Origin of the sequence: Paenibacillus kribbensis, from assembly GCF_001705305.1 — a bacterium.
Taxonomy (GTDB): domain Bacteria; phylum Bacillota; class Bacilli; order Paenibacillales; family Paenibacillaceae; genus Paenibacillus; species Paenibacillus kribbensis_B.
The window spans coordinates 99,589-112,183 of sequence record NZ_MCBP01000003.1; the positions used below are offsets into that span (position 1 = coordinate 99,589).

At 47.4% G+C, this 12,595-nt stretch carries 12 protein-coding genes; 8 read left to right on the forward strand and 4 right to left on the reverse strand.

All coding sequences use genetic code 11. From position 1 onward, the window contains the following. The first annotated feature begins 24 nt into the window (after nt 1-24). From BAZ21_RS06445 to BAZ21_RS06480, 8 genes are all read left to right on the forward strand, one after another. Nucleotides 25-1,365 carry a phosphoribosyltransferase family protein gene (locus BAZ21_RS06445; RefSeq protein WP_068499001.1) on the forward strand — a complete coding sequence of 447 codons (1,341 nt, stop codon included), beginning with the start codon at nt 25-27 and terminating at the stop codon, nt 1,363-1,365. Next, nucleotides 1,362-2,513, forward strand: coding sequence for a cysteine protease StiP family protein (locus BAZ21_RS06450; protein ID WP_068498227.1), 1,152 nt, complete (start codon nt 1,362-1,364; stop codon nt 2,511-2,513). The genes BAZ21_RS06445 and BAZ21_RS06450 overlap by 4 nt, the downstream gene beginning before the upstream one ends. Next, the gene (locus BAZ21_RS06455; protein WP_068498230.1) at nt 2,510-3,346 is read left to right on the forward strand and encodes an HAD family hydrolase; all 837 of its coding nucleotides are present in this window, start codon (nt 2,510-2,512) and stop codon (nt 3,344-3,346) included. The genes BAZ21_RS06450 and BAZ21_RS06455 overlap by 4 nt, the downstream gene beginning before the upstream one ends. A gap of 17 nt (nt 3,347-3,363) precedes the next feature. Then, a complete protein-coding gene (locus tag BAZ21_RS06460) occupies nt 3,364-4,395 on the forward strand; it encodes an ATP-grasp domain-containing protein (protein ID WP_068498233.1) in 1,032 nt (343 codons plus the stop codon). Between the two features lie 58 nt (nt 4,396-4,453). Then, nucleotides 4,454-5,134: a hypothetical protein gene (locus BAZ21_RS06465; protein ID WP_068498235.1), complete on the forward strand. Its 681-nt coding sequence runs from the start codon at nt 4,454-4,456 to the stop codon at nt 5,132-5,134. A gap of 99 nt (nt 5,135-5,233) precedes the next feature. Continuing rightward, nucleotides 5,234-6,334 (forward strand): toxic anion resistance protein, encoded by a 1,101-nt coding sequence (locus tag BAZ21_RS06470; RefSeq protein WP_068498237.1) that lies wholly within the window; start codon nt 5,234-5,236, stop codon nt 6,332-6,334. Between the two features lie 340 nt (nt 6,335-6,674). Then, nucleotides 6,675-7,220 carry a hypothetical protein gene (locus BAZ21_RS06475; protein ID WP_068498239.1) on the forward strand — a complete coding sequence of 182 codons (546 nt, stop codon included), beginning with the start codon at nt 6,675-6,677 and terminating at the stop codon, nt 7,218-7,220. 42 nt (nt 7,221-7,262) lie between these two features. Beyond that, nucleotides 7,263-7,940 (forward strand): vWA domain-containing protein, encoded by a 678-nt coding sequence (locus BAZ21_RS06480; RefSeq protein WP_068498241.1) that lies wholly within the window; start codon nt 7,263-7,265, stop codon nt 7,938-7,940. Between the two features lie 377 nt (nt 7,941-8,317). Here the strand turns inward: BAZ21_RS06480 and BAZ21_RS06485 are convergent, their stop codons facing one another. From BAZ21_RS06485 to BAZ21_RS06500, 4 genes are all read right to left on the reverse strand, one after another. Beyond that, complete coding sequence (locus BAZ21_RS06485) at nt 8,318-8,647, reverse strand: DUF3899 domain-containing protein (protein WP_256020001.1); 330 nt, start codon at nt 8,645-8,647, stop codon at nt 8,318-8,320. A gap of 50 nt (nt 8,648-8,697) precedes the next feature. Beyond that, nucleotides 8,698-10,341 (reverse strand): peptide ABC transporter substrate-binding protein, encoded by a 1,644-nt coding sequence (locus tag BAZ21_RS06490; protein WP_068498247.1) that lies wholly within the window; start codon nt 10,339-10,341, stop codon nt 8,698-8,700. Between the two features lie 215 nt (nt 10,342-10,556). Then, nucleotides 10,557-11,507 carry an ABC transporter permease gene (locus tag BAZ21_RS06495; RefSeq protein ID WP_068498248.1) on the reverse strand — a complete coding sequence of 317 codons (951 nt, stop codon included), beginning with the start codon at nt 11,505-11,507 and terminating at the stop codon, nt 10,557-10,559. 1 nt (nt 11,508) lies between these two features. Then, on the reverse strand, nt 11,509-12,435 hold the full coding sequence (locus BAZ21_RS06500; RefSeq protein ID WP_068498250.1) for an ABC transporter permease: 927 nt from the start codon (nt 12,433-12,435) through the stop codon (nt 11,509-11,511). Nucleotides 12,436-12,595 lie beyond the last annotated feature (160 nt).

Genomic DNA, 12,595 nt, shown 5'->3' on the forward strand with positions numbered 1-12,595 from the left:
CTTCCTGTGGACAAGCTGTTTGCAATGGCGGCGCGGGTGAACAAGAAGCGTGCGTTTTTGTTTGTCAGCAAGGTACTGGGCAAGCATATTCCAGTGAACCCTTACACCTCTCTGCTCGGTGGTGCGGCGCTGGCGGTCCTGCTGTATAAGGAGCTTGTCCCACAGGCGGGACCACAGATGGATCAGCTCATCGGAGAAGCCGTAAAAGGGCTTCTGAACGTGGAATATGCAGAAGAAGCCTATCGAAGGCTGATGAATGAGCGTTTAACTTTTGCCGAGCCCATCAAGTTTGTTGGTTTTGCCGAGACGGCTACGGCACTGGGACACAGTATGTACCATGTGTTTGCAGACGGTGCTTCGTATATTCATACGACGCGTGAGGATATTCCGGACCTTGTGCCGATCATTCGGTTTGAAGAAGAGCATTCGCATGCTGTTGATCATCGCTGCTATGCGCTGGATGAGCATGCATTTGCGGGAAATGCCCCCATTGTACTGGTAGATGATGAAATTACGACAGGCAAAACGACCCTTAATATCATTCGGGATATTCAGGCACATTTTCCAAGGAAGCAATATGTGATTGCTTCGTTATTGGATTGGCGAACAGACAGCGATGAGCAGGCCTTCACTGATCTGGAGGCAGAGCTGGGCATTACGATTACGTCTTTAAGCTTGCTTAAAGGTAAAATCCAATTACTAGGAGTCCCCGTGCTGGATCACACAGCATACGCTGGACAGGCCAGACACACCGAACATGCTGCTGCTAGCTTGGTAGAGGATACAGCAAAAGCCTCTGGAATAATTGACCACTGTTTTGAAAAGGATGCTTCCAGTTTTGAGCGAATACTGCACAGCTCCATCTCAACGGACGGTTACACCAATAGGGCTCCTTATTTGAAATATACAGGCCGTTTCGGCCTGCAATCCGCTGATAATGCGGCGCTGAATGCAGAAATTACGCGTGCAGCAGAACGATTAAGCAAGCTTCGTTCAGGGCAGCGCACGTTGGTGATGGGTACGGGTGAATTCATGTACATTCCCATGCGGATTGCAGCAGAGTTAGGCCCGAATGTATATTATCAGTCCACGACACGCAGCCCGGTTTACCCCCATCGAGAAAAAGGGTATGGCGTAGCTTGTGGTGTGACCTATCCCTCGCCCGATGACAGTACAGTACGCAATTTTATTTATAATGTAGACCCCGGTCAGTATGACGAAATATTTGTTTTGCTGGAAAGGGAGTCAAACCCAGAGCGAATGCAGCCTATGCTGGATGCTTTGATCGGCCTGGGCTGCGATAAAGTACATGTAGTTTATTTTAACCGTTTAACTAGCCAGGAGAGTAAAGGAGCGCGGATATGAAGCAAGTACTCATTGATCAAATACAGCAGAAGAACATTCATCCGCCCGAACCGTTAGGCAGCTATCCTGCATCAGATGTCACTTTCTTATTGAAGGATTTGAGTCGTGTTACGTTGGAAAAAGGGACGGAGGATCGTGAAGAGGCGATCCAGTCGGGTATCCACTATTCCGAAATGCTTCCAGTGGAATATGAGCCTACAGTTGAATATATCGCATTGTTTCACGAAACGCTTGCCCAATCTGCCGCAAAGGTTGCGTTAGCCGCAGCTTCTGTGGCTGAAATGATCGTAAGAAAAAGGGGGCTGAACACGGCAATTGTTTCACTTGCCCGAGCGGGAACGCCCATCGGTATCTTGATCAAGCGTTATATTGACTGGAAGTATGGTGTTTCTCTGCCTCATTACAGCATTTCCATTATTCGCGGCAAAGGCATTGACCGGAATGCTATTTTGTATATTTTACAGCAGCATGGGCTCGATATTGAGCTTCAGTTTGTAGATGGCTGGACGGGAAAAGGAGCGATTCGGCAGGTGCTGATCGAGGCTTGTCGTGAGATGAACGCGGACTACGGATTGCGCCTGAATGATGATCTGGCGGTGCTGGCCGATCCGGGGAGGTGCTCAGATACCTTCGGTACACGGGAGGATTATTTGATCCCGAGTGCTTGTCTGAATTCGACGGTATCGGGTCTGATGAGCCGGACGGTATTGCGCGACGATCTGATAGGCCCGGACGATTTTCATGGGGCCAAATTTTATGAATCCTGGCGGTCGGTGGATCAGTCCAATACGTTTGTAGATACGGTTTCGGGTTACTTTCAAGATGTGGCTGCAACTGCCGTTGCGTATGCGGAACAGATGACATTGAATCCACCTGTGGTGACATGGCAGGGCTTGCGGGATATCGAGTCCATTCAAAAGGCTTTTGGTATCCGGGATATCAATCTCGTCAAGCCCGGTGTGGGGGAGACGACCCGTGTGCTGCTGCGCAGAGTGCCGTGGAAAATCCTGATTAACCGTGAAGACAATCCGAATCTCCGTCATATCATGCTGCTGGCACAGGATCGTGGCGTACCTGTCGAGGTTTTTGAGGGATTGACCTATTCCTGCTGTGGGATTATCAAGCCACTCAAGGAGGGACAAGGATGATTTATGCAAGCGACCTGGATCAGACGCTGATATACTCCAAGCGTTCGCTTGGCGTACCGCTGGAGTCTGCGGGGCTGTTGCCTGCGGAACACATTGACGGCGCAACAGCGGCGTTTATTTCAGCACAGGCCCTCCAACTGCTGAAGACGCTGCCGGAAAATATCATGTTTATACCAGTGACGACTCGCACGATGGCACAGTATCGACGGATCACCGTATTTCAAACAGAGCTGGTTCCGGCTTATGCCGTGACGAGCAATGGCGGTAACATCATCGTCGGGGGCGAGGTGGATCGAGAGTGGAATCGGCGGATTCACGAACAAGTACGCCGAGAGGGTGCCCATGCAGAAGAAGCACGTCAAGTGTTCGGACAGGTGCTGCATGAGGACTGGGTCATAAGTGAGAGTTACTGTGACGAGTTATTTTATGCTTTCGTAATTGAACGGGATCGTATGCCGCTGGAGCAGGTGTTGGAGAAGGCACGAATCATGCGTGAAATGGGCTGGGAGGTATCCATTCAGGGACGAAAGGTGTATCTGGTGCCTGCTGCCGTGAATAAGCAGGCAGCCGTGGAGCATATTCGTCACCTTACAGACGGCGGGCCTGTTGTGGCGTCCGGCGACTCTTTGCTGGATCGCTGCTTGCTGGACTATGCCGACTATGCAATTGCTCCGCGCCATGGTGAGCTATACCGGGAACAGCTGCGGGATGAGCTGGAGGTCAATTACCGCTTTACGGAGTTGTCAGGTGCTTATGCAGCGGACGAAATCATGGCGTATGTCTATGAAATATATCGGAGTGTGTCTGCAACTCAAGCTTCATTTTCAGAATAGATAGGGGACATGGCTCTGTGAAGAAGGTCAAGGTGTATTTTAACCGCTGGTTTTCAGTGGCGTATCATTATATGAATGCTATTCGTAACAATGAGGACGGTATTCCGTTCGAAATCTATGCGACCCACTCAGATCCTGAGCATATGGCTCTGCAGGCCAGTGATGTAGCTGAAGTGGAACCGTGCACAAGTGGTGTGGAGTATGCACGTTTTTGCGCCGATTTTTGCAGACGCCACGAAATTGATGTATTTATTCCGCGTTGGAAGATGCTTGATATTAGCAAGCATCTTCATTTGTTCGACGATATTGGAACCAAGGTGATTGTCTGCCGGGATACCGAATTGCTGGAGCAACTGATGGAAAAGGATTTATTTTATGAATCCATTCGTCAAAAAGATATTGTCGCGATCCCGGATTATGCTATTGCCAGCAATGCAGAGCAGTTTAAAGAGGCTTATGAATCGTTAGCAGCACGCGGGCATAAGGTATGCTTCAAACCATGTAATGCAGAAGGCGGAATGGGTTTTCGTATCATCGACAACGAACGTAACCCGCTGGAGGAGCTGTTTGGGCATGCACTGAACCATATTGGGTTCGAGGAGGCCCATCGAGTATTGTCATCCACAGAGTCGTTCCCCAACCTGATGGTGATGGAGCTGCTGGAGGGATACGAATACAGTATTGATTGCCTGGCTGACCGAGAGGGGAAGCTGCTGGCAGCAGTTCCGCGCAGGAAGGCAGGGGGGCGATTACGGCTGCTGGAGCAGCATACCGAGCTGTTGGATGTAGCGCATAAGGTCGCTGACGCGTATCACATACCGTACAATTATAACATTCAGGTAAAATATAACGGCGAGCGCCCCAAGCTGCTGGAAATCAATCCGCGGATGTCTGGAGGACTTCATGTATCATGCTTGTCTGGCATCAATTTTCCTTATCTGGCGGTGAAATCCGCTTTGGGTAACGAGGTCGGTCCACTTTATCCGCAATACGACATTTTAGCTAGTCATATCGAGCAGCCAATCACCATACGTAAATCCTTACATTGACACATGTAGAGTATATTTTCTACAATATGGTAAGGGTTTACGTCAGGAGGTACAAGCTATGACGTCAAAAATGTGGGGCACCACGATTGCCGTGGCCAGCTATCTGATTGCGCTTTTGCTGAGTTACTGGTTGCCGCTGTTTGTATGTTTGGCAATTCCGGTCATTTCTCTAGGAGGATATAGTGTCATTATGTCTGTCCGCCATCCTCGTCCCAATCTGACCGGTTCCGTGATTCCGATAGTACAGGAGCAGGCCCCTGATACAGGGCAGCCAGTTCAGGAAGCTTCTGCTCCATCAGAGTCTATAACAGGAAAACAACATGTACCAGACCCGATTTCCAGTGAATTTGCTCAGGTGATGGAGTATCTGGAGGTACTGGAGGATATGGTGATTTCCGAGGGACAAAAGGATGCGCTCGATAACGAAATTGTCGAGAAGGCACTGGCTCTGTTTGCACGTTTGCAGCGGGTGATTCCGCTTTTACATGAATTAAACAATAGCGAAGTGAACCACATGGTTCGGAGGTTGATTTTAAAAGACCTGAACGGACTGATTAACCCGTTCCTTCGGCTCAGCGGCGAAGCCAAGCGGACCAACCGGAGGACGTTATTAAACGGGTTGCGAGATGTGGATAGCAAAATATCAGTGATTGTATCCACGGTGGAGCACAAGGATTTGATGGAATTACAGAGCAAAGCCGAGCTGATTCACCAGCGGTATAGCAGTTCGGAATTATAAGATCATTTTTAAGAGTTAACAAATAGGCAGCACAGCTGCCCTAAACAATCAATATTAGTCTCAAGATCACAGTTATTGTTTAAGATAGGAGGTAGCGTTATGGCCACCCCATGGGCTGAATTGAAAAAAGAAGATGAACAAAAGGTGACCGAGGAGGCTTCACAGCTGATTCAGAAGGTATCACGCAGCGATGTCATGAGCCTGGATACCTTAATGGATGACATCGGCAAGCTGGGAGTGAAAACGCAGGAGCGTGCGGGACAGACCCTTAAAATGCTGGATCGTCCGGTGAATGATCTCATGTCCGGTGATCGGACCGAGGTATCGAACATGATCTTAAAGCTGCGCGATGAATGTGAAGCGCTCCAGCAGAGTAAAAATGTAAGCTTTTTTGGTAAGCTTCTACGTAAGAGTCCGCTGAAAAACTACATTTACAAGTATCAGTCTGTTAAGACGAACATCGAGAAAATCATTACTGCCTTAAGGGATGGCAAGGACAATCTGGAAGAAAACATTGTCAGCATGAGGCAGCTGAAAAGGGCTTCCATTGAAGAAATCTACAATTTACAGACGAAGATTGCCTTTGGCAATCGCTTAAAAGAGCTGTTCGAGACCGAGATTGCCAAGCCGGAGAATGAAAATCGTAAGCCTCATCTGGAGCGGGGATTACGTAAGGTGCTTACACGCACGCAGTCGATGACTGAGATGATTTTGTTGTATAATCAGGCGATAGCGGCAACGGATATTATTAATGATAATAATGATAAGCTGATTGACTCTGTTAATAATGCGATTGATAAAACATCGAATCTGATCACCGTATCGGCTATGATCGCGATGGCGCTGGCCGATCAGGACAAAATCATTTCAGCCGTCGATGCGACCAATCGCACTATTGAAGACCAATTTAAGGAAAATGCCAAGCTTCTCAAAACGACGACCGAGAGAACGACGGATTTACTTAGCAAACCTTCTATGTCACTGGAGGCTGTGAATCAGGCGATTGGCGATTTGGTAGCCGCTTTGGATCTATCGGAAAAATCCAATCGTCGAATTATTGAAAGCTGCCAGGATTATACAAGCAAAATGACGGCAATCAACGCTAACCTTAGCCAACGTCTAGGGATCGAAGGGAAAGAACAGTCCACAACACTAAAGGATAACGATTCCTCCGATGGTCTAAGCTCGTTTCTGAACTAATCCTAACTAATTAAAATTATAAACCTAATCTATTGAAAAGACGCCAGGGTGACCCTGAAAGCGTCTTTTTTTGGTTTGACAGTGGCCAATAAAGGACATGATGAACATACATAGCATTCTCGTGCATAAACTCTAAAAAAAGCGAATCACAAAGGAGAGAACGAGCGTATGATGTCCTTTATTTTGGTGTGTGTGATTGTCTACTTACTCGTGGCTGCCAGTAGCGAAAAAGCCGATTCTATAATGGAATTAAATGATTCTGTGAAATAAAATTTTTTATTGAAAACCATGCATTTTCTGATAGGATAGAGTTAAATATTGGAATCCCAAAGGAGAATGCATGCTGGAATTTTCATTTGAAATCATCGACGAATCGAAAATCAACATTGTGTATCAGTATGGAAGCAGCAGCTTTAATTTCAATTTGTTTTTTAATTACGGTGTATGGACGCTGCACCCTTTTGAAGGGATTCTGTTGCAGAACAAGGAAATGTGCCGTCTGATCGTTGCGGAACTGTTTAAGAACAAAGACTTTCACGTCATGCTGGCGCGGGAAAATATTTTATTGTCGGCCCTGCGTACCTCTATTGATCTCAACCCAGAAATAAGAGGAGAGCGGTATCAAGAACAGGAGCCTGATGAGCTGTCTGAATTTGCGGAGACGCACAGCTTTGAAGAGGTACTGCAAATCGAGCAGGATTTCATCCGCGAGCGTATGGATTTTTTCCAAAACATCATTCAAAAAATGTATATGGAAGGATTCGGTCCGGAAGACAGTGATTTTAACAAGGTACAAGCTATCCTTCGAATTTACAAAGATGCACTTGACCAACTCGGAGATTTGAGCGACTTCCCCTTGAGAGGCGACGAACGACGCAGATGGTAGAGTAGGCGGTCAAGGCAATCATCATAGAGGAGCGTGGGGAATATGACCGGTATTTCTTTACTTAAAAAGAATGCACAAATTGTACTGACTAAAAAGAATCTAACGAATGTGACTGCCAGAGTTGGATTGGTACTCGATATTTCAGGCTCTATGAGAAGTTTGTACAAAAATGGAACCGTTCAAAAGGTGTTGGAACGAATGGTTGCCGTAGCGAGTTCATTGGATGATGATGGTGTGCTGGATGTATGGGTATATGATCATCGGTTTTCACGTCTGCCGTCTGTTACCGAAAACGATGTTGACAATTATGTCGAAAGGCATATTTTGTCCAATGATGATTTGCCCAAGTTCGGTCGTAATGATGAGCCACCTGTAATGCGCGATGTCATCGCTAAATACACAAAGGAAGAGCCCTCTGCTGATCCGGCCTTTGTTATTTTTATTAATGATGGTGGTGTGAAGCGTGGAAAAGGAGACAACATCGACAATGCGGTCATTGATTCGTCAGGAGAACCGATATTCTGGCAATTTGTTGGTGTGGGTGAATCTGATTTTGGCGTATTAAAAAAGCTCGATAATATAAAAGGCCGCGTGGTAGATAACGCCAACTTCTTTCAAATTCAAGATATCGAATCTATGGAAGACAATCAATTATATGAACTATTGCTGAACGAGTTCCCATTATGGCTGCAAGAAGCAAAGGAAAAGCATATTTATTAAGATTAATAAGCCCGAAAGTAGTATGAGCTTTTTTATATAAAAAACGCAAAAAGAGAGTTCCGCGAACAAATACTTGCGGAACTCTCTCTTTTATTGTTTTTCAGTTATTAGTATCTAGGAAAAATGCAGTCCAAGTTAATGACCTTGGACTACCACTTTCAAACTACTACCCCACTCTAAAACGTAAAGAAGCATTACGGTGGTTGCCAGCGAAGCGGGCAGAATTGTTCTGGAGAAGCGAAGCGTTCGCTTTTGTCCCCGGATTTTAACCTTTACAGGTTTTATACAATAATAAAAATCCGGGGGCGGTGGCGATCGGAAGAACAATCTGCACGCGCAGCGCCTACCAACCGCAAGAAAGCTTCTCATACGTTTAATCACCCTATCCCCATTAAAATCATCGAGCACAACATAAGCCCCGCACCGCACCCCGAGGTGTACACCTTGAGGTGGCGGAGTATAGACGTTTTCCAGGCCGATAGAGCTTCATCGGAACGCAAGCGTTCGTTTTCCGCCTGTAGTGCCTTGGATTGGCGGATGAACAGCTGTCTGATGTCGGCAAATCCTCGTAGGAAAAGGGTGAGAAAGCCACTTTGCAGAACGTGGAAGATCGCACCGATCACCAAGCCGAGCAAGCCCAACAGGAATAGCAGATTGGCAGTAGCCATAGATTCACGACCATTCAAGAGCTGGGGTGAGGCGTACATAAAACCCAAGGTGCCTACGATAAGGGCCGTGATCCCAAAACGTAAAATCATTATTTTTCGACTCTCTTTGCAAAGCGCAAGTCCGGGTTCGAACGAGCATCAAATACGATGCCTTGAATTTTAGGACTGATTAATGCTGTGTCCGCAGAGAACTGGATCGGAATAATCGGCAGATCCTCCATCAATACGTCTTCCGCCTGATGAAGCTGCTCGAAGCGTTTGGCTGGATCAAGCTCATAGGTTGAGGATTCAATCAGCTTGTCATACTCCGGATTGCTCCAGTTGGTAAAGTTGTTCGAATTTTTGGAAGTATAATGTCCCAATACGCCGAGCGGGTCAAGGAAGTTTCCTTCCCAGCCCATACGGGCAATCTGGAAGTTCTTTTGCTTAAAGGTATCAATGTACGTTTTCCATTCCTGATTTTCCAGTGCTACCTCAACGCCCAGGTTTGTTTTCAGCATTTCCTGAATCGCTTCGGCTACTTTTTTGTGCTTGTCTGACGTGTTGTACTTGAAGGTGATCGGTGGCAGCTTGGTCAGACCTTCTTCTTTCAGGCCTTCGGCCAGCAATTGTTTCGCTTTCGCAGCGTCGAATTCATAGTATTTCTTTGGCGCTTCATCACGGAAGTCCTTGCCGGATGGTGTTGTTGTTCCGTATGGAACGTATCCGTAAGCCGGAGTTTCGCCACCCTTGGTAACACTGGTCGCCAGTGCTTCGCGATCAATCGCATAAGCGATGGCCTGTCTGATTTTTTTATTGTCAAACGGCTTTTGTTTTACGTTAAAAGAATACGTGTACACACTGAAAGATGGATGTGACAGGAATTCCTTATTGCCTTTTTCCTGATCCAGTGTATCCACTGGAAGGCTCAAAATCAGGTCCAGATCGCCTGTTTTGTACATTTGATAATAGGTTGTGGAGTCTTGAACCATTTTAAAGTTGATGGTTGCCATCGTAATGGCGTCCTTGTTCCAATATTGATCGTTTTTCGTCAGCGTAATTTGCTCGTTATGCTTCCAGTCCTTGGCTACATACGCGCCATTACCGACAATTGTGCTGGCCTCTGCCGCCCATTTGTCGCTTTTCTCAACCACAGATTGGTTGACTGGCAGATAGGCATGACCCACGGCGATCGTTGGGAAGAAGCTCAGCGGTGATTTCAGCTCGACCACCAGAGTTTTGTCGTCCTTGGCTGTAACACCCACGTCTTCGATTTTACCTTTGCCTGTGTTGTAGGCTTCGGCTCCTTTGATGTAGTACAGGGCGGAAGGGTCGTAGGCAGCTGTTTTTGGATTCAGTACCCGCTTCCAGGAGTATTCGAAGTCCTTGGCCGTCAGCGGGTCGCCGTTCGACCATTTGGCACCGTCACGGATGGTGAAGGTGTATGTTTTGCCGTCAGGAGATACGTCTACTTTGCTGGCAGCACCTTCTACGATTTTGCCGGCTTTGTCGTATGTATACAGCCCTTCGTACAAGTTATCAATAACAAAGTAGGACGTTGTATCCGATGCGAAAGCAGGGTCCAGCGTATAAGGCTCGCCACCTGCCAGATTGGCTGTGATTTCTTGCGGAATATCTGCCTGAGGCGCAGCGGACGGATCGTTGCTGGCTGTTTTGTCCGTAGTACCGGAGCATCCAGCCAAAGCCGTTACGGCCAAAAGTAAGATGATAGTCATCCAATGCATTTTTTTCATCGTGGTGTTCCTCCATTACTATGGTTAGTTATGAGTTGGTTATACAAAATGCTAATCCAAAAAATGATGTATTCTCCGGGATTCATTCCTCCTCCCTTCTGGCAGGTATGCCGCGTGTACGGACTTCCATAAAGGCACTGCCGTTTGTTCTGCGCTCAGGCGAGAAACAGCGGATCATGTTACACCCCTCCTTGTCCATTGGTATATCCCTGTTGCTAGTGCTGGGAACGCGGATCAAGCGCATCCTGAAGCCCGTCTCCAAGGGTATTGAACGCCAGCATGGTGAGCGAGATCATCAACCCCGGAAAGAACAGGCGCCACCATTGACCACTTAAAATAACGCCAAGTGAATCGTTAGCCATCGTCCCCCAGCTGGCGGACGGAGACTGAATCCCCAGACCGAGAAAACTGAGGAACGATTCGGCAAAAATAGCCGATGGGATGGTAAACGTCAGATTCACGATAATAATTGCCGCTGCATTCGGCAGCAAATGCCTGAAAATAATGCGCGAATGAGACGTCCCCAAGCTGCGGGCAGCCAACACATATTCCTGCTGCTTGAGCTGCAAAATTTGTCCGCGAACCACACGCGCCATCCCGACCCATCCGGTAATGGACAAAGCAATAATCATTGTGAGCAGTCCCGGCTTCATAATGACGAGCAGCAAAATGATGATCAGCAGATAAGGGATGCTGTATAAAACTTCAATAATACGCATCAGAATGCTGTCGATCCGGTCGCCCGTTTTACCGTGTCCCGCACAATAGCCGGCAACACAGCCAACGAGAATGCCCAGCACCAAATCAATGGCAGCAGCGGCAAAACCGATCATGAGTGAAATTCTGGCCCCGGCCCATGTCCGTGCCCATACATCTCTGCCCAGATCATCCGTGCCAAACCAGTGCTCTCCCGAAGGAGGCAGGTTTGTCTTCAACAGGGATTGGTCGCTGGGCGCATAAGGAACCATGGAAGGGCCGCAAATTGCCAGCGCTATGATGATGATCAGTAAGGAAAGTCCCAGCAGGGAAAGCTTATTGTTGAGAAGTCTGCGAAGCCGATTCCGCCAGGGTGATTCTGTGGGTCTGGTCCACGTGGGGACGGGCATCTGGCTGCGGTCTACGGGACTGAACAGGCTGTCCCTTTCGACGGTAGGTGCTGCTTTCATGTTAATCTCCTTTGCTGACTAATTTGATTCGTGGATCGACAAGACGATAGGATATATCAATTAGAAATAACGTAATGACCAGAATCGCGCTGTAGAAAATGGTCGTACCCATAATGACCGGGTAATCCCGGTTAAAGATGCTGTCTACAAAATATTTACCGATGCCGGGAATGGCGAATATTTTCTCAACGACAAAGGTTCCTGTAATGACGGAAGCAAATAGCGGTCCGATAAAGGACAGCACCGGGATCAACGCATTGCGCAATCCGTGGCGAATGACGACAGCCCAAGAGGAAAGCCCCTTCGCTTTGGCGGTACGTATGTACTCCTGATGCATGACTTCCAGCATGCTCGTCCGCATAAAGCGGGCGATAACGGCAAGCGGTGAAACGGCGAGAGCCAGCGACGGAAGCACGGTATGCTGCCAGGTGCCCCATGAGGCGACCGGAAGCAGGTGCCATTTGACGGCGACATATTTGATTAACAGTGGTGCCAAAATGAAGCTGGGTACGGAAATACCAATAATCGCGATAAACATCGAGATATAATCCAGTGGTCGATTATGATGTATAGCAGCCAGTGTTCCGAGCGAAATGCCCGCAATAATCGCAACCACGATGGATTGAATACCGAGGAGCGCAGAAGGTGGAAAACCTCTGGCAATGAGCATATTAACGTCCGTCGTTTTCGACTGAATAGATGGGCCCATATCCAGCACCAGCAGATTTTTGAGATACAGTACATACTGCACTGCGAGCGGCTTGTCGAGATTGTACCTGGCGCGCATATTTTGCAGCACTGCTTCCGGAATGGTTTTGGAATCGTTCGAGAACGGATCACCCGGAATGATGTGCATGATGATGAACGTTAAAGTGACGATAATCCACAACGTAACAAGCATCGTAAAAAGACGTTTTAAAATGTACATGGGGCTTTATTTCTCCTGTCTTTCTTGCTGATTTCCTTACTGATTTTTTTACTGTGGATGCAGTATTTCAAAATAAACAAATGTATATAAGAATACTAGGAAATGATAAAACGGATAAGGTGACATGTCAAGGTAAGGTTTTACATTATAGAACATTGGT